The following is a 21,878-nucleotide window of genomic DNA, read 5'->3' as shown; positions in this document are numbered from 1 at the left end:
CTCTGCAAGAGAGAGGGGTTTTGTCATTGAAAATAAGTAATTTTTCGATTAAACGTCCAGTTTTTACACTTGTAACGATGCTTCTTGTGATTATTCTAGGAGCCGTTTCATTATTGAATATTCCATTAAAGCTCATTCCAGATATTAATCCTCCTATTGGTGTGGTTGTCACTTCTTATGAAGGAGCCAGCCCAGAAGAGGTCATGGAGAAAGTAACGAAACCCCTTGAAAGTACATTAGCAACACTTCCAGGGATTAAGACGATGACGTCTACCTCACAGGAAGGGGCCAATTTAATATTAATGGAATTTTCCTGGACTTCAAATATTGATGATATTCAAAGTGATGTTATTGAAAGATTGGATCGGGTGATGCTGCCCGATGATGTTGGTAAGCCAAGATTTATGAAATTTGACCCTTCACAGCTTCCTGTTATCCAACTTTCCCTTAGCTCAGATACAGATAAAGAGAGCTTGAGAGAATTGGCTGATCAGCTGCAATTAGAGCTCTCTAAGGTTGAAGGTGTGGCAAGTGTCAATCTTTCAGGAACAACAATTAAAGAAGTTCGAGTCGAATTAAATCAGGAAAAATTACAGGAATATGGTCTAAGTCAAAGCGATATCGTCGATGTGATTCGATCAAATGATATTTCCATGCCAGGGGATACCATTTTAACAGAAGGAAAGGAATTGACGACCAGAATCATCAGTACAATTGATTCGATTGATATTTTGAAAAATCTGACTGTAACCGTGAATCCACAAAATGGAGAAAAGGTCGCTCTTTCTCAAGTAAGTAGTGTGGAGCTTGTGAACGCTGATGATCGCACGATTACGAGAACGAATGAAAAGCCTTCGGTGCTGTTAAGTGTGATGCAGCAGTCAGATGCCAATACAGCAGCTGTGTCAAAAAGTTTTACCGCAGAATTGGACAAGCTTCTCGAAAGGGAAAAATATGAAGAGATTGAATCAGACGTCCTTTTTGACCAGGGGGATTATATTCAATTAGCGATTAGTAATATTACGACAACCTTAATCATGGGTGGCTTACTTGCAATGATCGTGCTCTTTTTCTTTTTGAGAAGTGTAAAGAGTCCACTTATTATTGGTGTTGCCATTCCTTACTCGGTCATTGTCACATTTGTTCTGATGTATTTTTCCGATTTCACGTTAAATATCCTGACATTAGGTGGTCTGGCATTAGGGATAGGGATGCTTGTTGATAATGCCATTGTTGTGATTGAAAATATATATCGCCATTTATCGATGGGAAAGGAACCGAAAGAAGCTGCTCGAGATGGCTCAAAGGAAGTAGGACCAGCGATTATCGCTTCCACTTTAACGACGATATCAGTGTTTTTGCCAGTTGTCTTTATCACAGGGATTATTGGTGAACTGTTTACCGAGTTTGCATTAACGATCTCATTTAGCTTGTTTGCATCATTAGTTGTTGCGTTAACGGTTGTGCCGATGTTAGCTAGTAGATGGTTAAAGGAACCTAAACATAATTACGAAGAAAAAAGACAAAATTCTTCTTCCATGAAATGGTTGGAACAATCGATTAAATGGTCACTAAGACATCGAGCAGCGATTCTCCTGATTGTTCTTTTACTGTTGGGAGTTGGAGGCTATGGGCTAACAACTGTGGGAACACAGTTTATTCCAAGTACAGATGAAGGCTATTTCACGGTCAAAGTTGAATTGGAGAATGGAACTGCATTAACTGAAACAGAAAAAGTGATCGATGCGATAGAAGAGAAATTCCAGGATCATGATGAAGTTGAAACGTATGTCAGTCTCGTTGGAACGACACAAGAAGGCTCCTTTAGAGGAACAAAAAATACGAATATTGCAGAACTTTATGTAAAAATGAAAACTCTAGAGGAAAGAGAGATTTCGACCTTTGATTTTGTTGATGAGGTTAAAAGAGATGTGGAAAGGGCGGCTCATTCTGTCAATGACACGGCAGAAGTTTCTTTTAATCTTCAGTCGTCTACAGGGTCTAGTCCTAATACCTTAACGTTCAGTGTGAGAGATTTAGATGAAGGACGTCTAAACGAGTCGGTCGACCGCATTTATGAAGCTGTTATGGGTTTAGACGATGTCACTGAATTAACGACTGATTTAATGGACGAACTAGAAGAAATTAAAATGACCATTGATCGTGAAAAGGCATTTGATGAAGGACTATTACCCGCTCAAATTGCCATGGTTGTCAATGATGTAACTCGAGGCAGTCAGGCAACCCAAATGGTTGATGAATCGGGGAATATTTATGGAGTATTTGTTGAATATGATCCAGAGGTTACCCAAGATTTAGCACAATTAGAAGGTCTTTTAATTAAAAAACCAGATGGAAACTATATTACATTGGACCAAGTGGTAACGATCGAAAATGGGAAAGGTCCTGTCCATATTCAAAGAATCAACCAACAAAATGCGGTTCAATTTACTGTGAAATACAAAAACACGACCAATTTAGGGGATATGTCTAAAGAGGTTGATAAGAAAATCGCAGATCTTGATTTGGATGAAGAAACAGAAATCGTTTATAGTGGTGATCGAGATTTACTAGAATCAACGATGGATGATTTAATTATGGCCCTAGCTTTAGCGATTGTATTAATTTACATTGTGATGGCTGCTCAATTTGAGTCGCTGAAATATCCTCTTGTCATATTGTTTACCGTTCCATTAATGGTCATTGGTGTAGCGATTGCCTTAACATTAACTAGAACACCGATAGGGTTAACGGCAATGATCGGCATCATTGTGTTAGCTGGAATTGTCGTCAATAATGCAATCGTGATTGTTGATTATATAAATCAGAAAAAGGAAAGCGGCTTAAAGACATATGATGCGATCATCGTTTCGGTTAAGGATAGAGTAAGGCCGATCCTTATGACGGCGGTAACCACGATTTTAGGTTTAATTCCGTTAGCCATCGGAATTGGCGAAGGGGCAGAAATTATGCAGCCAATGGGAATAGCTGTTATTGGTGGCCTTATTAGCAGTACGTTGCTAACTCTATTTATCATTCCGATTGTCTATAGCTTTTTTGATAAAGAAACGAGAAGATTAAATAAAATGTATGCAACGCCTGAAGGACATTTAATTCCTGCTTATTTATTGGAGGAAAGAGTTGAACAAGCAGAAGAGGGAGACGAGTTTGAAGCAATGGAAGAACATCTGCCAAGTACAGATTCGGCAAAATATAGTAAAGCAGACATGGCTTCCATGTTAGAAGAGCTTTTAAAGCTTGTAAATGATAGTGATAAGGATGAACAGAAAAAAGATAAAGAGTAGTGGAAATCAACGTATTTTAACACTACATCCATTCAAAATGACAAAAAAGATGACTTTATAGTCATCTTTTTTTTTTGAATAGAATTTACAGCCCCCATAAATATTATCTGGATAATCGTACTTCTATATTAACAGTGGCCACTGAATGAATATGAGGTGATGAAACCATTAACAATTAATCCTTGTTGAGATACGCCAGCCAATAACAATAAACCATAGGCATTTGATTCACAGCAAAAATTTCCAAATTCCTAACCCTTAAAAAATGGACATATGTATCGTATTATATTATATGTGATCTATAAGGGGTGAGACTGTTGTTTGGTTTATTATTTTTGGCAAAAAAGAAGAAACAATCATTAGAAGAAAAGGTACAATCCATACAGCAGGGCGACCAAACTTTACAAAACGAACTGATCGAAACCTATAAACCTTTTATTGCAAAATCAGTTTCATCTATCTGTAAGCGATACATTACAGAAACGGATGATGAATTTAGTATTGGCTTAATCGCATTTAATGAAGCTGTACAAAAATATAACCCTTCTAAAGGAAGCTCTTTATTGAGCTTTGCTGATGTACTCATTAAGCGAAAGGTTATTGACTATATTCGTTCGCAATCAAAATACAAAAATATAAGTTTGCAAATAAATGATGAACAAGAAGAGGATAGTCAACACTCCTCTGTTGAAGCTCAGCTTTCCATCGATGATTATCAAAGAAAAACAGAAGCGACCAATCGAAAAAATGAAATTATCCAGTTTGCGGGAGTATTACAACAATATGAGCTTTCTTTTGATGAACTCGTGAAAAACTCTCCTAAGCACGCGGATGCAAGGAAAAATGCCATGAAGGTTGCGCAAACTTTAGTGGAACAAGAGGAGCTAAAACAATATCTACTTGAAAAAAAGAAACTTCCCATAAAACAGCTTGAAGAAGCGGTGCAAGTGAGTAGAAAAACGATTGAAAGAAACCGCAAATATATCATGGCTATTTCATTAATATTGATTGGCGATTACTTATATTTAAAAGACTATATAAAAGGGGTGTTGGAAACGTGAGAACAGGTATCATTATGGAGAAGAATGGACGTTTTTTAACATTATTAACCCCTGATGGTGAGTTTTTAAAGATTTCAAGTGATGGAGAGCAACATGATATTGGTGAGGAAATCCCGATTCCTACCTATGAAAAAAGAAAAAGTAGTGTTCCTTTAACTTTTTTTCAGACATTAAAAGGAAAATCAATGGTAGCTGTAGCGGTAGCCTGTTTGTTTGTCATTTTTACATTTATTCCATTGAACCAAAATGAAGTATATGCCTATATGAGCATTGATGTTAATCCAAGTATTGAACTTGGCTTTAATGATGAATTAAAGGTAATTGAACTCATTCCTTATAATGAAGAAGGAAGAGAAATTGTTGAAGAAATGGGAAATTGGAAACATAAGGACATCCACGAAGTAACGGCCAATATTGTCACAAGTATTAAAGAAAAAGGGTATATCGAAAAAGAACAAGAAATTGTGATTGGTACTGTTCATTTAGGCGAAGCAAAGCAAAAAACAGAACAAGAAATTCAAAAAACGATTCATGAATTAGAAAAAACAATCTTAGAAGATCAAGCGAAAGTAACTTCATATGAAGCAACTTCAGAAGAGCGTAAAATCGCCATTGAAAATGGAGTTACGACTGGGAAATTAAAGTCTGAACAGAAAAAAGAACAAAAACCTTCTGTTGAAGAGAAGAGTCAAGAACAAGATCAAAAGCAGGAATCAAAAGAAGAATTAAAGAAAGACGTGAAAGAAAAACCTGCAAATTCTCAAGTGCAAGAAAATCGTGGCAAAGTGAATGATAGAAACAAAGAGGATAAAAGGAAAAATGGGCAAGGGCCCCCAAGTCATGTTCAAGAAAAACAAAAGAACAAAGTAAATGATCCATCTAACAAAGATCAAAAAACGAATACGTTTAACCATGGTAAAAACAGTAGTTGGGATAACAAAAACAACGATGGAGCAAAATGGAATAATAAAAACAATCAAAATCATAAGCAATATAAAGGCAATCATAAGAATAACGGTCAAGGTCATAACCAGGTTAAAAATAATAATCGAAATAATAACTGGAATAAGGGGAATAGTCGCAATCCCCATAATGGCAAAAATGATCGTTAAATGTAAGGTGAGTCCGACAACTGATGTCGGACTCATTTCCATTTATATGAAATTTTTCTGTCACTTTTGCTGCCCAGAAAGTTGAGACTGCGCTTGTTTTACAAGTCGTTTTGTAATTTCTCCGCCTACAGATCCGTTTGCTCTAGAAACCGTATCGGAGCCTAGATTTACACCAAATTCCTGAGCGATTTCATATTTAACCTGGTCCATATATTGTTCAATCCCAGGTACTAAAAGCTTATTACTACTTCTTGCCATTCTTCTCAACTCCTTTTTCATTTTTTATTAAAATAAGGGATAAGAAATCCCTGTAAAAATAGTATTTGAAATGGAATCAAATCCATGAGTGGTAAATTTGTCAAGAAACATGAAAGGAAACGACAAAAAAGGAACTGAAAATGTTCAGTTCCTTTTGGGCAAATTAATTACGTCTATTCCTTTACAGCTTCCATTAACAAATCAACAATGTGTACAGCGCGCATTTTTTCACTTAAGCCTTCTCGTTCAATGCCAAGTTTCATTTGTAATAAGCATCCAGGATTGGCAGTAACAACGGTTGTGGCATGCGTTGCTTTTGTTTGTTCCATTTTGTAGTCGAGGATTTGCATCGACATTTCCGATTCAACAATATTATAAATCCCAGCAGAGCCACAGCATCTTTCGGCATCGTTCATTTCTTTAAAATCAATCCCATCGATAGCTTCTAAAAGGGCTCGTGGTGCTGATGCGGTCTTCATGACATTGCGTAAGTGGCAGGAATCTTGATAAGTTACAATTTGATAAGGGAGTTCTAATTTCACCTTTTCATGGAATCCAACTTCAAAAAGAATTTGTGAAATATCTTTAATTTTGTTTTTGAATGCAAGAGCACGGTCTTTCCATTCACGATCATCTTTGAGGAGATGGTCATAATCGACAAGAAATGCTCCACAGCCACCTGCATTTGTAATAATAAAATCAGCTTCTAAATTTTCGAATGCTTGAATGTTTCTTTTCGCAAGTTCCTTGGAACCATCTTTTTCTCCACTATGGCCATGTAGAGCGCCACAACAGTTTTGATTCTGTGGAATGACAATTTCACAACCTGCAAGCTGTAGAAGCTTCATCGTTGCATTATTAGTTTCTAGAAACATCGTGTCCATTAAACATCCTGTAAAAAAGGCAACTTTTGCGGTTTTAGGTGCCTCAGCAGGTAAAAATTGAGGACGATTTTTCATTTCTTTCATCGTAGGGACTTGTGGAAGTACACGTTCCATCGCTGCAAGGCTATTCGGAAAGAGTTTCATTACCCCAGTTGCTCTTGCCACTTTTTGCAGTCCTGAACGCTGGTAAAATCCTAATAACCCGGTAAAGTTTCGCATTCGATTTTGATGTGGAAATAACCCTTCGAAAACAACTTTTCTTACTGTACGAATAGGGAGTGAGTGGCGCTTATTCTGATTAATAATGTCACGAGCTTCTTCAAGTAAATGACCATAATTAACCCCAGAAGGACAAACAGGCTCACATGCTCTACAGCCAAGACATTGATTGAGGGATTTTTCAAAATCTTCATCCGGTTCAATTAATCCATCTACGACTGCCTTCATTAGGGCAATTCGTCCTCTTGGAGAGTGAGATTCCTTGAAGCCGGAAGTAATATAAGTTGGACAGCTTGGCAAGCAAAAGCCACATCGCATGCAATTTAAAAGTTCATCCTCATCCATGCGATTTTTGAATTGATCTTGAATTATCTGTTGTTCTTGCACGGTTGTCATTGTCCAATCACCACACGTTTTCTGCTATCTTTGGCAAATATTTTGCCGGGATTCATAATGTTATTTGGATCAAGTGCTGCTTTAACTGCCTTCATCGCAGCTATTCCGTCAGGTCCAAGCTTTAACTCTAAATATGGAGCCTTCATAATCCCTACCCCGTGTTCACCTGTAATGGTGCCGCCAAGCTCTACTGCTTTTTCAAAAATTTCCTCAAACGCTTTTTCTACACGTTCCATTTCGTCCTTATTACGTGCATCTGTAGGGACGGTCGGATGGAGATTTCCGTCGCCAGCGTGGCCAAAGGTACAAATATTTAAATCGTATTTGTCAGCAATTTCATTGATTGCTTTCACCATATTCGCTACTTGTGAACGAGGAACTGTCGCATCTTCAAGAATCGTCGTTGGTTTTAAACGTGCTAAAGCAGAAAGGGCTGTTCTTCGAGCAGTCGTTAGTGCCTCAGCTTCAGCTACTGTCTTCGCAATTTGTACAGATACGGCTTTTTCTTCTGTACAAATATCAGCGATTTTTTTGATATCTCTATCTACCACTTCAGGCGAACCGTCTTGCTCGATTAAAAGCACGGCTTTTGCATCTGTTGGAAGTCCAATTTTAGCGTAATCCTCCACCACTTTTAATGTGGCTTGATCTAAAAATTCCAGAGTAGCGGGAATGATTTTATTGGCAATGATCTTTGAAACCGATTTAGCTGCTGCTTCAAGATCTTCATAAAGGGCTAACATCGTTTTTTTCGTCTCTGGAATAGGGACAAGTTTTAATGTTGCTTCCGTAATGATTCCAAGTGTTCCTTCTGAACCAACATACAGTCTTGTGAAATCATAGCCTGCTACATCTTTCGCCAGCTTTCCACCAGTACGAATGATACTGCCATTAGCTAGAACAATCTCTAGTGCAATCACATAATCCCGTGTTACACCGTATTTTAACCCGCGCAATCCACCAGAGTTTTCATTGATATTGCCACCGAGTGTAGAGGATTTCATGGAACCTGGATCAGGAGGGAAGAACAAAGCTTTTTCTTCAACTGCCTTTATTAAATCAAGAGTAATAACCCCTGGTTGTACAGTAGCCGTTAAGTTTTCTTCATCAATCTCTAAAATTTGATTCATATGTTTAAATAGAAATACAATTCCACCCTCTGTTGGGCATGTACCACCACATAAATTTGTACCTGATCCTCGAGGAACGATTGGAATATGGTGCTCATTACAAATTTTTACAAGCTCAGCAACTTCTTTTGTATTTCTCGGGCTTACGACACCGTCGGGTAGAGCTTGGAAATTGGGTGTAGCATCATAAGAATAAGTAAGTCTGCCAACCTTGCTATCATCGAAGTTTTCAGTTCCGACAATAGAGACGATTTTACTCTTAATATCTTCGTTCATCATAACGTGTTTCCCCCATCACTATCTTAGTTTATAAAACGCTTTCAATTTAACATGAAGCTATATACTCACTATAAGTATAAAAAATAGAGGGGGAATCTTCTATGTATATTTCTACAAAAAAAGAGTGAGAATATCCATTTATTTTAGTTATTTATCCATATAGGATAAAACAGTTCAGTTATCTAAAAACTGGATCGCTAAATAAAGAACAAACAGGTCATCCGTATTACGAGGATTTAAATTTGTAAGTTCTGTGATTTTTTTTAGGCGGTAATGAAGGGTATTAATATGAATATGTAATGTATGTGCTGTATTTTTTAGTGAAAAATGATTCTCAATCAATGTTTTTAACGTAAGAACTAATTCTTCATCTGATAGAAGTGGTTCAATCGTTCTTTGAACAAAATCGTCCTTCGTTTGCTGACTTATTTCATCAAGGATCATGTCTAAGGCAAGATCTTCATCAAATATAAGATGACGATTTGTTTTACAAGCGTTAAGTGCTCTAATCGCTTGATGATACGATTGAGTAATTTCAGTCGGTGAAATGGTTAATCCTACTCCAAGAGACACATCCGTTTTCAAACACTCTGTTAGAAATTGTTGAAACCGTTTTGCTTTATTCCGACTATAATTTGTTTTTTGTTTTTGTGGGCAAAGGAGGTAGATAATCCGATTATTGCCCCATCTAGAAATGACTTCAGATTCTCCTTTTTCATGCCAAGATAAAATAGATAACCACACATCTCGATGTAAGAAAGCGGAATCTTGCGTCACCTCTGCAATCATCACTTGGCGATTGATGTTCAAGTCAATATTTAATAAATGAGCCCGATCGATAAAACGTTCATTCCACTCTTTTAAATAGAACCAGTCTAAAAGAAAGGCTTCCACTGAACGGGATTGCCAATCAAACTGTTCTGTGTAATAGCTTTCGCTAATAAGGAGTTCGGTCATTTTACGAATGATTTCTCCAAATGGGGAGATGGCTTCAGGCTTTCCGGTAATTCCTATAACGCCCACAACATTTCCTTGAAAGAAAATCGGTAGATTAATCCCTGCTTTAACCCCTTTCAGGACAGCTTGATCTTCTTCTGATATGATGAGTTTTTCCTTTCTTTGAGAAGCCAATAACGCCCCCTCATGAAATGTACCTACCCGAATAGAATTCGTACTCGCAATAATCATTCCGTTTATATCAACAACAATAATGTCTTCATCTAACAATCTTCTTACTTCAGATACAATCTTTTCTGCAAGTTCCTTATATAACATGTTCGCACTCCTCCTTTCTTAAGTATAATCGATTTTCTTTCAGGAGGCAGAAAAATCAATTTAATATGTAATAACGGGAAATTTTTCGTAAATGCTTTAAATATGGGACAAATTTCTATATGATAGGGGAATAGATAAAGAACTAGGTCAATTAGCTTCTTTAATTGATTAAATTGAATAAAGAGGAACAAAAATGTGGACAAAAATTAAGTACTATCTAAAAAAACTAACTCCAGCTCAAGTGATTGTTGGCTATTACGCATTAGCAATCACGATTTCCGTATTATTATTACGGATTCCTGCGGTACATAAAGATGGGATTGAAATACCCTTCATTGATTCCGTCTTTACAGCGGTAAGTGCTGTAAGTGTTACGGGTTTAACGGTAATTAATGTGTCAGAGACCTATAGTGTATTTGGGATTGTTGTCTTAATGGCGATCCTTCAATTCGGTGGAATAGGAGTTATGACGTTAGGGACATTCTTTTGGCTCTTGCTTGGACGTAAAATTGGACTAAAAGAACGACGTTTGATTATGGTCGATCAAAACCAGACAAGTTTAGCAGGACTAGTCAACTTAATTAAAGATATTTTAAAAATTATCCTCTTGATTGAGTTAATAGGAACGATTATTTTAGGGGTTTATTTCCTGAATTATTATTCAACATGGCAGGAAGCCTTTTTCCATGGTCTGTTTGCTTCGATAAGTTCGACGACAAATGGTGGGTTTGACATAACAGGTCAATCGTTAGAGCCTTATGCAGGAGATTATTTCGTACAACTTATTAATATTATTTTGATTACATTAGGAGCTATTGGTTTTCCTGTACTGATAGAAGTTAAGCAGTTTTTAGTAAGAAAGGAACATCAGCGAGCATTTCGCTTTTCATTATTTGCTAAATTAACGTCTTTAACGTTTCTTATCCTACTCATTTTTGGAACATTCATCATTCTCTTATTGGAGTGGCGTTATGCCTTTGTAGGTGAAACATGGCACAAATCATTTTTCTATGCCTTTTTCCAATCCGCATCGACTAGAAGTGGCGGACTATCGACCATAGATGTTAGTACTTTCTCTGAAGCGACCTTAATCGTAATGAGTGGCTTGATGTTTATAGGAGCGTCTCCAAGTTCGGTTGGAGGAGGAATCAGAACGACGACATTTGCGTTAAATATTCTTTACTTATGGCATTTTGCCAAAGGAAATCGACATATTAAAATTTTCAGAAGAGAACTGCATGAGGATGATATTCGAAAGTCACTAGCAGTAACGATGCTGGCATTCGCACTTTGTTCAACATCCCTTGTTGCTTTATCGATCTCGGAAGAGCATTCCTTAATAGAACTCTTGTTTGAAATTTGCTCTGCATTCGGTACGACAGGTCTGTCGATGGGAATTACTGCAGACCTGTCATCATTTGGAAAAGTTGTCATTATGATCTTGATGTTTATCGGTAGAATTGGACTTCTTTCTTTTCTCTTTATGATTGGTGGGAAAGAAGAAAAAACCAATTACCATTATCCAAAAGAAAGAGTTATTATCGGATAAGTTATGTAAATCCTAATCTTTCCCGTGGCTGACATCCTTTGTCGGATGCATAAACGGGGAAGCATTAGGCTTTTTTTTGTTTTCAATTAACTCTCTGTTTTCACGAGTATTCCAACCGATATCATTCGTTGGGTGAATCCATTCCTCGCCGGACATAATCGCCGGATCGATCTCATCACTCCACTGTTCAAGGGGTGATTGATCTGAAGAATATTGACTGTCTCCGATGACTACTCCGTAATCATTCACAAAGGGTGGTTCCATTTCCATATTTGTATCTTTAAAGTCTGGTGAATTGATTTGATGGGGCATCGTATCATCAATGGAAATCTTATTAAGCTTTTTCTTCACGTACTTTCTCTCCTTTTTAAGTTGGTTATCTTTAATTTTTCCTAAATTGAATGAAATATTAGGTAGTGTAATGTACTTCAATAATGAAAATAATAAGATTGTATAAGTGATTTTCCAATGAGGAGGAGTCATGATGGCAAAAAGAAAAGCTGAGTTTAATGCTGTAGAAAAGCATAGTAAAACACCAAAGAAAAATATAGAAGAAACGGAATTCTCTGCAGAATTTGCTAATGGAGAAAATGATATGAAGGGCTTTAATCGAAATTCTAAAAAAGGACGAAAGGGGAAAAAATAATGAGTAAGAAGAAGAAAAAAGATGCTAGCAGAGTGGAATTTGGAAATGAATTTGGCGATTTAAACGCTGCTAAAAATTATGAGGTTCCTTTTGCAAGTAGGGAGAAAAAGGATGTTGGCAGAAAGAAAAAGAAACAATAAAATGAACACCCGGTTAACGTCCGGGTGTTCATTTTTTGTTAGAAAGCTTTTATTTCATTGTTTAAGTGGAAAAAATTCGCTTTTTCCTGAGCGGCATTAAAATAAACGATCATGATGGTGTTGCTAGCTTCAATTTTTTCGAAATTTAAGTATGTCGTTAAATCAAAAGGTATCTTCTCTACAAGGGTATGTTTATATAGTTCTCTTTCGTTTAAATGCAAGTTGGCAAAATTTTCTCCAACGATGGAAGGCTTTTGAAGAATGGTCTGATACATATCTGCTCTTTCTTTTTTATCCAATGTTGGTTCCCACCACGGTTTTCTTGGTTTGTATTTAGCCTTTGATAAATAATCCAATTTCATTAAGCCAATAACTGTTTCGAGATCATTAAACTCGATAAATTGTAGGAATTGCTGAAGTCTCTTAAATAAATCTTCTAGTTGATGTCCAATTTTCGCCCATCCTTGACTTTCCCAATAGGCACCAAATTCTTGAAAGAAATCAAATGGGGTAGGGAAGTGGTTCACAAGATATTCCACGGTATGGTCCATCCGATGATCATTCCAGTATTTCTCCAAAACATCCTCCACTTGCTTAATTTTAATGATATCTTGGAAGGACAACACATTGTTTCCCAAAATTTCATATGGAGAATGATCCATATAAATATATTGATGTTCATCTGCCCGAATTCTTAGCCCAGTACCGCGGAGCATTTTCAAAAATCCTAGCTGTAGTTCTTCTGGCCTTAAAGCGAAGACATCATTAAAGGTTTTTCGAAATGAAAAATAATCCTCTTCCGGAAGGCCAGCGATCAAATCTAAGTGTTGATCGATTTTCCCACCTTCTTTCACCATTGTGACTGTACGGGTTAGCTTCTCAAAGTTTTGTTTTCTCATTACTAGTTCATTGGTAAAATCATTTGTTGATTGAACGCCAATTTCAAATCGGAATAATCCTTTTGGCGCCTCTTGATTGAGAAATTCTATCACTTCTGGACGCATGATATCTGCGGTGATTTCAAATTGAAAAACGGTTCCTGGGACATGTTCATCAATTAAGAAACGAAACATTTCTAATGCGTAGCTGCGGCTTATGTTGAATGTACGATCAACAAATTTAATCGTCTTCGCACCGTTACTCATTAAATAACGGATGTCATCTTTAATTTTTTCTCTGTCAAAATAGCTGACACCGACTTCGATCGAGGATAAGCAAAACTGACAGCTAAATGGACAGCCTCGGCTTGTCTCAATATAGGTGACCCTTTTGGTTAGTTGTGGTATATCCTCTTCAAATCTGAACGGTGAGGGGAGTTCTCGTAAATCGATTTTATTGCTTTGCGGCGTAATGCGGACTTTTCCGTCTTCACGATAAGCAATTCCCTTCACTTCAGTGTAGTTAATCTCTTTATTGTGCAATTGTTGCAGAAGTTGTTTGAATGTTTCTTCTCCTTCACCGATGACGATAAAGTCTACCTCGGGTACTTGTTCCATCCAGTCAACTACATCATAAGTGACTTCCGGTCCTCCGAAAACAATACGAATAGAAGAATCAATTTTTTTAATCATTTTGATTACTTTAATGGTTTCTTCAATATTCCAAATGTAGCAGCTAAAGCCGATTAAATCCGGTTTTCTTTGAATAAGGTCGGTCACAATATTTATAGTTGGATCTTTAATCGTGAATTCGACAATATCAATATCAAATTCAGGTTTTGCAAATGCTTTGAGATAACGAATGGCGATATTAGTATGGATATATTTAGCGTTTAAAGTAGTACAGATAATCTTCATGGTCTTTTCAAACTCCTTGAAATACGTTAATTAACTCTATTAGTATACATGATTGATGACATCGGCGACAAAAAATGATGAGAAAAGGGTGATGTGTTCTTTTACCAAAATTAAAAAACCTGCCGAAGGAGTTCGACAGGTACGATCTTTCTTTTACAAAGGCTCTATTCGCAAACATTGTTACTACTTAGTCATAGATAGGAGAATAAAGCCCTATTAGTACTCGTTAAATTAGTCTCAATTAAGCGAAATTAATGTGTGTTCTAAAACCACATTTGAGGCCGACATTTACGAAAAACCCACAATCATTACAAAACAGCGTTTACAAAATTATTGTTGTAACCCATAAACGGAATGGTCGATAGTTGGACCATTGCAAAATCGACAAAACGAATTAGAACAGCTTTCTTCTATTATATTAGAGATAAAGCAATAAATCCTGCTAGTCCTGCTAATAATCCGTAAATAATACAAGGGATTAATGTTTTCCGGATAATTTCCCCTTCTTTACCAGCTAGACCTACAACAGCACTAGCGGCAACAACATTATGAACACAAATCATATTACCAGCTGCTGCACCAATTAATTGAACCGCTAACACAATATTTGTATCAAGACCAATTTGATTTGCAACATTGTACTGAATAGGTGAGAACGTTAGAGTTGAAACCGTTGCACTCCCTGTAATAAATGCTCCTAGCTCACCGAGGAAAGGTGCAACGAAAATCCAAATAAATCCAAGATTATCGGCAAAGCTTGTCGCAATGTATTGTGGCATGCTTAGAAGATCATTCGAATTCAAGCCGGAATTACTGAAAACCTGAACCATTGCAAGAGTTGCAATTAGAGAGATAGACGTCGTCTTCATGGAAGACAATGACTCCTTCGCTGCTTTTGTAAAGGTTTTCGTTGATTTACGCTGAATGATAAACGCTAAAATTGCTGCTATTGTTAAAATCGTTCCTGGTGAATAAAGAAATTTCCAATCTGAATTGATAGAATCGATTCCTAATATCCCAACCCAGGAGAGGTCTATCGCTGTGTTTGTAAAATCTTTTAACCATGGCAGAATACGAGTTCCTAGTAATAGAAGAACTACGATTAAATAAGGAGACCATGCCGTTACAAGTCCCATACTTGACTTTGATGTATCAACCTTGAAGCCTTCCTTCATGGCACCTTTCCATTCTGTTTTTGGTAGCAGGAAGCCTTTTTTAGCGGTTAATGATGCAACGACTAAGCCAGTTAGAGCAGCTAAAATAGATACAAATTCTTGACCGAATAGTACGGAGTATAAATAAGCTGAACTAGTATAAACAATCCCAATTAATAGTGTCCATGGAATCATTGGGAGAGCATCCTTAATACTCTTTCTTTCACCGAAAAAGCTCGTTAAGATACTTACGAGAATAAGTGGAATGAAAGTTCCGGCACCAAGATCTAATAGAGTAATCGTTTGGCCCACTTCATTAAAAAATGCTGTATCTGCACCTGGAATATTACTTAAACCTACAGCAACTGGAGTCCCAACAGCACCAAACATGACAGAAGAGCTATCTGCAATTAAAGCAATTGTTGCAGCAGCAATCGGTCTAAACCCTAAGGCGATCATAAGAGGTCCAGTCACCATTGCCGGAGTACCAAATCCTGCAGCCCCTTCTATTAGAGCACCAAATAAGAATGCGACAATGATGGCTTGGACACGCATGTCCGCTGAAATGAATTGAAATCCTTGATTTATTCTTGTGATGGCTCCTGTATTACGTAATGTATTTAATAGTACTAGTGCTCCAAAAAGAATCCAAAGTATTGTGAACGTTTTATGCGTTCCTTGAAAAACCGATGAAAGAATAACTTTTGAATCCATACCCCAAGTGGTAAGCGCTAACAAAATAACAATAATCGCACTAATTGACATTCCCTTAATTGCAGGCATTTTAAATAAAACTAAAAAAACAAACGGTGCAATAATCGCACTTAAAGCAACAAGTAGTAACATCCCCAATCTCCCCATTTCTAAGTCATTTCAAATTTCACCATGTGAACGCTATCATTATGAGCGATATGGTGAGTTTAGTAGTTTAAACATTCCCCTTCTAGTCTTCATCTGAAAAATCATCGACATCATTTTACGAAAATAGTAATCGCTTTCAAATTTTCGTATAACAAGATGATACGGTCATCTGATGACTAGATGTTTCAAATTATATTTGGTCTAATGATATATTTCAACCGTTTTTTCTAAATTATTTTTATTTTTTGTTAGTAGATAGGAATGGACTATTAAGTTAAGCAAGGATTAAGTATAATATAATAGCTATCTATGTTTTATGAAGTCATGGGTTCAAGGGATTAGATGGGGTGAAATACTTGAAGTATAAACAAATAAAAGCAAAAAAAATCTATGAAGAGGTAGCAGAAGCACTTCATGAAATGATTCGCACAGGTCAGCTGAATCCAGGGGATAGACTTGATTCTGTTCAGCAACTTGCTGAAAACTTTCAAGTTGGGCGTTCGGCGATACGTGAGGCACTTTCTGCTCTAAAAGCAATGGGACTTGTTGAAATGAGACAGGGGGAAGGAACATTTATAAAAAGCTTTGAAGCAAAGCAAATTATATTTCCTTTATCAACAGCCATCCTTATGAATAAGGAAGATATTGCTAATCTTTTAGAATTTAGAAAAGTGATCGAAACGGGAATTTCTGCAGCTGCTGCGAGAAAACGAACCGAACATGATTTAGAAGCTTTAAAATTAGTTTTAGAAGAAATGAAAAATGTAAAAGGGGACAGTGAGCTAGGAGAGAAGGCTGACTTTAAATTTCATTTGGCCTTATCTGAAGCATCTCATAATCCGATATTATCTGGATTGATGTCACAAGTTTCAGAGCTGTTGTTTGAGACACAAAAAGAAACTCGGCGATTGTGGTTATTTTCAAAACAAACGACTATTGAAAAGTTGTATGAGCAGCATGTAGCGATATACGAAGCCATCCTTGAACAAGACGAAGAAAAGGCGAGAAAGACGATGTTTTCACATCTCGATAATGTGGAGGATATCCTTAAGAAATACTTTAAAGAAAAAGAAGTTCAATAATTTGCAGGGGCTTATTCTCTATTGAGGTAAGTCCCTTTTTTAATATGAAGACTTATTATTGGGTATTTTTTCCTTTGTGAATTTTTTTATGAAAACTCTTTCATAATCACAAATGTTTGTAGTAGTATAAAAATAACAGAAATTAAGTCTTCCAGTTTTTAGTCATCAGATGACCAGTTGACTGTAAGTGAATTTCAAAATTGTATGTAAGGAGCGGGGAAAATGAAAGTAACCCTTTTTGCTACTTGTTTAGTAGATATGTTTCAAGGTGATGTAGGAAAGGCGACAGTTGAATTACTAGAAAGACTTGGTTGTGAGATCGATTTTCCTGAATCGCAAATTTGTTGTGGCCAACCAGCCTATAATAGCGGTTATGTTGAAGATACAAAACCAGCCATGAAAAAGATGATCGAGACATTTGAACATGCAGAATATGTTGTCTCTCCGTCTGGCTCATGTGCTTACTTTTTCAAGGAATACCCACATATTTTCAAGGGGGACCCAGTATGGGAGCCAAAAGCTCAGGCATTAGCAGATAAAACGTATGAATTAACCCAATTTATTGTAGAAGTATTAGGAGTAAAGGATGTGGGGGCAAGCTTAGAAGGGAAAGCAACTTACCATACATCTTGCCATATGACCCGATTATTAGGTGTAAAGGAAGCGCCAATGGAATTGCTGAAAAATGTAAAGGGTCTAGAATTTACAGAACTTCCGGGTAAAGACAAATGCTGTGGTTTCGGAGGCACGTTCTCTGTGAAAATGTCTCATATTTCTGAACAAATGGTCGACGAGAAGGTTCAATGTGTTGAAGAAACTGAGGCAGATATCTTAATTGGGGCAGATGCCGGTTGTTTAATTAATATTGGTGGAAGAATTGATCGAAAAGGTAAACCAATTCGAGTGATGCATATAGCTGAAGTTCTTAATAGTCGATGAAATTTGACATAACTACAAGAATAGCATCGACAAAAGGAGGAATTGCGTATGGCAATGAAAACCAGTAACGAAAAATTTGGAGAAAGAGTCGATAAAAATATTCAAGATGCTTTTATGCGTGGTGCCGTATCTAGTGCCCAAGAGCGTTTTCAAACACGACGGCTAAGTGCTGCAGAAGAATTAGGAAACTGGGAAGAATGGCGTTCTCATGGGGAAGAAATTCGCCAACATGTATTAGATAATATTGATTACTACTTATATGAACTAAGTGAGAGCGTGTCAAAACGAGGAGGACATGTTTTTTTCGCTGAAACAGCGGATGAGGCAAGTGAGTATATTGAAAAAGTAATTAATAAAAAGAATGCTAAAAAAGTAGTGAAGTCGAAATCGATGGTAACAGAAGAAATTAATTTGAATGCTAGTCTTGAGAAGATAGGCTGTGAAGTTATCGAAACGGATCTTGGCGAATACATTCTACAGGTCGATGACCATGAGCCACCATCTCATATTGTTGTACCTGCTCTCCATAAAAATAGACAACAAATACGAGACGTATTTAAAGAAAAGCATGGATACCAACATTCTGATGAACCAGAAGAATTAGCTTTACATGCCCGTGAAAAACTACGTCAAGAATATTTATCAGCAGATGTCGGTATAACAGGCTGTAACTTTGCCATTGCTGAAACGGGTTCTGTCACATTGGTTACGAATGAGGGGAATGCAGATTTAGTAGCGGCATTACCGAAAACCCAGATCACTGTGATGGGAATGGAAAGATTAGTTCCTACTTTTGAAGAAATGGAAATTCTCGTTAGCCTCCTAACAAGAAGCGCAGTAGGCCAAAAGCTTACGAGCTATATAACAACTCTAACAGGGCCAAAGGATGAAGGAGATGTCGACGGGCCTGAGGAGTTTCATCTTGTTATTGTTGACAATGGCCGCTCAGATATCCTAGGTGGGGAATTCCAATCAATCCTTCAGTGTATTCGCTGTGCGGCATGTGTCAATGTTTGTCCTGTTTATCGCCATGTTGGTGGACATTCGTATGGCTCAATTTATTCAGGACCAATCGGAGCAGTTCTGTCTCCATTATTAGGAGGCTATGATGATTATAAGGAATTACCATATGCTTCAACCCTTTGTGGAGCTTGTACGGAGGCGTGTCCAGTAAAGATTCCACTACATGATCTACTTCATAAGCATCGACAGATCATTGTTGAAAAAGAAGGAAGAGCTCCAATTTCAGAGAAGCTTTTAATGAAAGCATTCGGGATTGGCGCTTCATCTCCAGCCTTGTATAAGATTGGTTCAAAAATGGCACCAGCTGCGATGAATCCATTCTCAGATGGAGATAAAATTTCCAAGGGGCCAGGTCCATTAAAAGCTTGGACAGAGGTACGTGACTTCCCAACACCAAATAAAGAGAGATTCCGTGATTGGTTCAAGAACCGTCCTAAAGGAGGGGAACAATAATGATTGGAACGATTCAAAACCGTGATCCATTTTTGAATAAATTGGCAAATCGTCTAGGTCGTGAAAGAAGGACGGAAGTTATAAGTCCAGAATGGAAATATAATCCTCAAGAAGAAGTTCTTAAGGGAGCTTCCCAAGATGAGTTAGTTGAGGTTTTAAAGGAGCAATGTAAAAACATTCATACAAACTTTGTTATGACAGATACAAGCCATTTGCCTACTGCTTTGAATGAAGTGGTGGAAACTTATGGTGGTGGTCCGATCGTTTCATGGAAAGACGAACGGTTCGAGCAATTCGGTCTATCTACATTAATGAAGGAAGAATGGGCGGAAAAAGGAATTTCCCTTCATGAATGGGATTACACAAGGGGCAAAGAAAATATCGAAAAAGCCAATCACGCCAATGTTGGGATTACAATAAGTGATATTACACTAGCTGAATCTGGGACTGCTGTTCTTTTTAGTAGCAAAGATAAGGGGAGAACCGTTAGTTTCCTTCCAGCGACATCAATCATTCTAGTTCCGAAAAGCAGTATTGTACCACGTATGACACAAGCTGCTAAAATTATCCGTGAAAAGGTGAAAAGTGGTGAGCAAGTAGCTTCATGTGTAAACTTCATCACCGGACCAAGTAATTCCGCAGATATTGAAATGATTTTAGTTGTGGGAGTTCATGGACCGATTAAAGCAACATATATCGTGATTGAAGATCTATAAGTGACTGTTTGAATTTTTTATACACAAGATCAAGACGTATGAATTGTGGCATACGTCTTATTCTTTTTTTTCTTGCATTGGTAGGGGGAAAAGTTAAGGTCTTGAGTATGAGTTGGGCTGCTGACTTCTGATTGTTGACTGTTGCGAAATATAACAGGAAAAATTCCTGTTAATTACTAAATATCGTTAAAAAAGGCTAAAATAGCAGGAAAAATTCCGCCTATTGACTTCAAAAACGTGAAAATAGGTGGTTTTGCTCTGCATAACAGGAAAAACTTCCGCTATTCCCCGACAATGAGCCCGAGCAAAGCCTATAACAGGAAAAACTCCGCTTATTATATTTTTTGTTGTTTCTCGATTACAGGTAAGGCCGAGTATTTTCAAAAATCGATTCAATGTAAATTACGAGGAATAATATGAATCGAAATGTGATTTTTAGCAAAGTATTACTCTTTTAAATTGAGAAGAAATGTTTTTTATCGGAATTTGAATAGATATAATAATAGGAGATGGATTGACAAATGAAAGAATTTTAATAAAATAAAAATAGTTCTATCCTCATATTCTTCTTGATAGTGTTCCTTAAGTGAATTTCAACCTCTTTTTTCTCTCGCATTAACACTCATTTTTAAAAATCTTTCCGAAGTTCAAATGAATAAGTATTAAAATGATTGATTCGTTGCATCTATTTGTAGAAGAATACGTGGCATGAACATAAGATAGGAGGGATAATCCTATGGGATTTGAAGAAGAATATCAATCCTTTTTAAATGCACACTTACAGGTAAGAAATGGTGAACGGTTACGGAGATTGCAAGAAGGCCACAAACAGGCAGAAATGCTGTTTTTGAAGCAAATATGGTGGCCAATATTTTATCACTTCAAGTATTTACATCCAGAATATGAAGTCGATGATTTCAAGGATGGCAAAAGGTATTTGGATTTTGCTTATATTCGTCCTGGTATAAGGATTTGTTTTGAGGTTGACGGGTACGGACCTCACCTAAAAAACATAAGCAGATGGCAATTTTCAGACAATCTGGATCGTCAAAATCAATTGGTGATTGATGGATGGACCGTAATCCGCTTTTCTTATGATCAAGTGAAGGATGAACCACGTCGATGTCAACGGATTGTTCAGCAAGTGATTGGTCAATGGTTAGGGGATGAAATCGACCAGACATCTTTATCCTTTGTTGAAAAAGAAGTACTTCGGTTTGCGATTCGAAAAGGAGAAGCAATATCCCCTAGAGAAGTCGAAAAGTATTTGAGTCAAAGTGACAAGACAGTTAGAAAAATACTTTCACAATTAGTCGATAAAAATATGTTGATTCCGGCATCTGGGGTCAAGAGAATTGGTTCATATCGATTAAGCGATCTAATTAAGCATCGGTTCTAATAAATATCAGAAAAGCTTCCGTTATCCCCCGACAATGAGCCCGAGCAAAGCCTATAACAGGAAAAATCAAACATGACCTAATGGTCACCGCGAGGTATGAAAATTGGTATGGTGTACAGCACACGAATGAATAATATTTCCATTTTTTTGTCTAGACTATTAGTAACAGATTAAAGGCCGTCGGAATATTGGTGTTTTTAT

General features: G+C 37.1%; 18 protein-coding genes. 11 read left to right on the top strand and 7 right to left on the bottom strand.

Going from position 1 to position 21,878, the window contains the following annotated elements:
* Window positions 1-26: 26 nt before the first annotated feature.
* The 3 genes from BMSHG_RS03455 to BMSHG_RS26995 all read left to right on the top strand — a co-directional run bounded on the left by BMSHG_RS03455 (window position 27) and on the right by BMSHG_RS26995 (window position 5,478).
* Window positions 27-3,305, top strand: coding sequence for an efflux RND transporter permease subunit (locus BMSHG_RS03455; protein WP_019153043.1), 3,279 nt, complete (start codon window positions 27-29; stop codon window positions 3,303-3,305).
* 308 nt (window positions 3,306-3,613) lie between these two features.
* On the top strand, window positions 3,614-4,366 hold the full coding sequence (gene sigI, locus BMSHG_RS03450; RefSeq protein ID WP_026073307.1) for an RNA polymerase sigma factor SigI: 753 nt from the start codon (window positions 3,614-3,616) through the stop codon (window positions 4,364-4,366).
* Window positions 4,363-5,478, top strand: coding sequence for an anti-sigma factor domain-containing protein (locus BMSHG_RS26995; RefSeq protein WP_019153041.1), 1,116 nt, complete (start codon window positions 4,363-4,365; stop codon window positions 5,476-5,478). Before sigI ends, BMSHG_RS26995 begins: the two co-directional genes overlap by 4 nt.
* 60 nt (window positions 5,479-5,538) lie before the next feature.
* Here BMSHG_RS26995 and BMSHG_RS03440 read toward each other — a convergent pair whose 3' ends face one another.
* From BMSHG_RS03440 to BMSHG_RS03425, 4 genes are all read right to left on the bottom strand, one after another.
* Window positions 5,539-5,736 carry an alpha/beta-type small acid-soluble spore protein gene (locus BMSHG_RS03440; protein WP_019153040.1) on the bottom strand — a complete coding sequence of 66 codons (198 nt, stop codon included), beginning with the start codon at window positions 5,734-5,736 and terminating at the stop codon, window positions 5,539-5,541.
* A gap of 173 nt (window positions 5,737-5,909) precedes the next feature.
* Entirely contained in the window at window positions 5,910-7,235 is a 1,326-nt protein-coding gene (locus BMSHG_RS03435) for a (Fe-S)-binding protein (protein WP_019153039.1), read from the bottom strand.
* Window positions 7,232-8,644, bottom strand: a complete 1,413-nt coding sequence (gene glcD / locus BMSHG_RS03430) for a glycolate oxidase subunit GlcD (protein ID WP_019153038.1) — start codon at window positions 8,642-8,644, stop codon at window positions 7,232-7,234. Before glcD ends, BMSHG_RS03435 begins: the two co-directional genes overlap by 4 nt.
* Before the next feature lie 174 nt (window positions 8,645-8,818).
* Entirely contained in the window at window positions 8,819-9,919 is a 1,101-nt protein-coding gene (locus BMSHG_RS03425) for a CdaR family transcriptional regulator (RefSeq protein ID WP_019153037.1), read from the bottom strand.
* Window positions 9,920-10,112: 193 nt separating this feature from the next.
* On the opposite strand from BMSHG_RS03425, the gene BMSHG_RS03420 reads away from it, so the two are divergent.
* Window positions 10,113-11,468 carry a TrkH family potassium uptake protein gene (locus tag BMSHG_RS03420; protein ID WP_019153036.1) on the top strand — a complete coding sequence of 452 codons (1,356 nt, stop codon included), beginning with the start codon at window positions 10,113-10,115 and terminating at the stop codon, window positions 11,466-11,468.
* A 12-nt stretch (window positions 11,469-11,480) separates the two neighbouring features.
* On the opposite strand, the gene BMSHG_RS28980 is transcribed toward BMSHG_RS03420, so the two are convergent.
* Window positions 11,481-11,819, bottom strand: coding sequence for a DUF3905 domain-containing protein (locus BMSHG_RS28980; RefSeq protein WP_019153035.1), 339 nt, complete (start codon window positions 11,817-11,819; stop codon window positions 11,481-11,483).
* A 133-nt stretch (window positions 11,820-11,952) separates the two neighbouring features.
* On the opposite strand from BMSHG_RS28980, the gene BMSHG_RS28645 reads away from it, so the two are divergent.
* Both BMSHG_RS28645 and BMSHG_RS28640 read left to right on the top strand, forming a co-directional pair.
* Window positions 11,953-12,114, top strand: a complete 162-nt coding sequence (locus tag BMSHG_RS28645) for a hypothetical protein (protein WP_019153034.1) — start codon at window positions 11,953-11,955, stop codon at window positions 12,112-12,114.
* Window positions 12,114-12,254, top strand: coding sequence for a hypothetical protein (locus BMSHG_RS28640; RefSeq protein ID WP_019153033.1), 141 nt, complete (start codon window positions 12,114-12,116; stop codon window positions 12,252-12,254). Before BMSHG_RS28645 ends, BMSHG_RS28640 begins: the two co-directional genes overlap by 1 nt.
* A 38-nt stretch (window positions 12,255-12,292) precedes the next feature.
* Here the strand turns inward: BMSHG_RS28640 and BMSHG_RS03400 are convergent, their stop codons facing one another.
* Both BMSHG_RS03400 and BMSHG_RS03395 read right to left on the bottom strand, forming a co-directional pair.
* Complete coding sequence (locus BMSHG_RS03400) at window positions 12,293-14,050, bottom strand: B12-binding domain-containing radical SAM protein (protein WP_019153032.1); 1,758 nt, start codon at window positions 14,048-14,050, stop codon at window positions 12,293-12,295.
* 413 nt (window positions 14,051-14,463) lie between these two features.
* Window positions 14,464-16,050 carry an L-lactate permease gene (locus BMSHG_RS03395; RefSeq protein WP_019153031.1) on the bottom strand — a complete coding sequence of 529 codons (1,587 nt, stop codon included), beginning with the start codon at window positions 16,048-16,050 and terminating at the stop codon, window positions 14,464-14,466.
* 371 nt (window positions 16,051-16,421) lie between these two features.
* On the opposite strand from BMSHG_RS03395, the gene BMSHG_RS03390 reads away from it, so the two are divergent.
* From BMSHG_RS03390 to BMSHG_RS03370, 5 genes are all read left to right on the top strand, one after another.
* Window positions 16,422-17,147, top strand: coding sequence for a FadR/GntR family transcriptional regulator (locus BMSHG_RS03390; RefSeq protein ID WP_019153030.1), 726 nt, complete (start codon window positions 16,422-16,424; stop codon window positions 17,145-17,147).
* A 222-nt stretch (window positions 17,148-17,369) separates the two neighbouring features.
* Window positions 17,370-18,086: a (Fe-S)-binding protein gene (locus BMSHG_RS03385; protein ID WP_019153029.1), complete on the top strand. Its 717-nt coding sequence runs from the start codon at window positions 17,370-17,372 to the stop codon at window positions 18,084-18,086.
* Between the two features lie 48 nt (window positions 18,087-18,134).
* Window positions 18,135-19,562, top strand: coding sequence for a LutB/LldF family L-lactate oxidation iron-sulfur protein (locus BMSHG_RS03380; RefSeq protein ID WP_019153028.1), 1,428 nt, complete (start codon window positions 18,135-18,137; stop codon window positions 19,560-19,562).
* Complete coding sequence (locus tag BMSHG_RS03375; protein WP_019153027.1) at window positions 19,562-20,278, top strand: LutC/YkgG family protein; 717 nt, start codon at window positions 19,562-19,564, stop codon at window positions 20,276-20,278. Before BMSHG_RS03380 ends, BMSHG_RS03375 begins: the two co-directional genes overlap by 1 nt.
* 736 nt (window positions 20,279-21,014) lie before the next feature.
* Entirely contained in the window at window positions 21,015-21,677 is a 663-nt protein-coding gene (locus tag BMSHG_RS03370; protein WP_019153026.1) for a hypothetical protein, read from the top strand.
* Window positions 21,678-21,878 lie beyond the last annotated feature (201 nt).

Origin of the sequence: Robertmurraya massiliosenegalensis JC6, from assembly GCF_000311725.1 — a bacterium.
GTDB classification, from domain to species: Bacteria; Bacillota; Bacilli; order Bacillales; family Cytobacillaceae; genus Robertmurraya; species Robertmurraya massiliosenegalensis.
The sequence above is the reverse complement of the archived record's forward strand: the minus strand, read 5'-3'. Positions and strand labels throughout refer to the sequence as shown.

What these genes read in the sequence shown, in the direction of transcription:
- BMSHG_RS03440 (WP_019153040.1), bottom strand. Translation starts at nt 5,736, where the DNA reads ATGGCAAGAAGTAGTAATAAGCTTTTAGTACCTGGGATTGAACAATAT.
- BMSHG_RS03435 (WP_019153039.1), bottom strand. Translation starts at nt 7,235, where the DNA reads ATGACAACCGTGCAAGAACAACAGATAATTCAAGATCAATTCAAAAAT.
- glcD (WP_019153038.1), bottom strand. Translation starts at nt 8,644, where the DNA reads ATGATGAACGAAGATATTAAGAGTAAAATCGTCTCTATTGTCGGAACT.
- BMSHG_RS03425 (WP_019153037.1), bottom strand. Translation starts at nt 9,919, where the DNA reads ATGTTATATAAGGAACTTGCAGAAAAGATTGTATCTGAAGTAAGAAGA.
- BMSHG_RS03420 (WP_019153036.1), top strand. Translation starts at nt 10,113, where the DNA reads ATGTGGACAAAAATTAAGTACTATCTAAAAAAACTAACTCCAGCTCAA.
- BMSHG_RS28645 (WP_019153034.1), top strand. Translation starts at nt 11,953, where the DNA reads ATGGCAAAAAGAAAAGCTGAGTTTAATGCTGTAGAAAAGCATAGTAAA.
- BMSHG_RS28640 (WP_019153033.1), top strand. Translation starts at nt 12,114, where the DNA reads ATGAGTAAGAAGAAGAAAAAAGATGCTAGCAGAGTGGAATTTGGAAAT.
- BMSHG_RS03400 (WP_019153032.1), bottom strand. Translation starts at nt 14,050, where the DNA reads ATGAAGATTATCTGTACTACTTTAAACGCTAAATATATCCATACTAAT.
- BMSHG_RS03395 (WP_019153031.1), bottom strand. Translation starts at nt 16,050, where the DNA reads ATGTTACTACTTGTTGCTTTAAGTGCGATTATTGCACCGTTTGTTTTT.
- BMSHG_RS03385 (WP_019153029.1), top strand. Translation starts at nt 17,370, where the DNA reads ATGAAAGTAACCCTTTTTGCTACTTGTTTAGTAGATATGTTTCAAGGT.
- BMSHG_RS03380 (WP_019153028.1), top strand. Translation starts at nt 18,135, where the DNA reads ATGGCAATGAAAACCAGTAACGAAAAATTTGGAGAAAGAGTCGATAAA.
- BMSHG_RS03375 (WP_019153027.1), top strand. Translation starts at nt 19,562, where the DNA reads ATGATTGGAACGATTCAAAACCGTGATCCATTTTTGAATAAATTGGCA.
- BMSHG_RS03370 (WP_019153026.1), top strand. Translation starts at nt 21,015, where the DNA reads ATGGGATTTGAAGAAGAATATCAATCCTTTTTAAATGCACACTTACAG.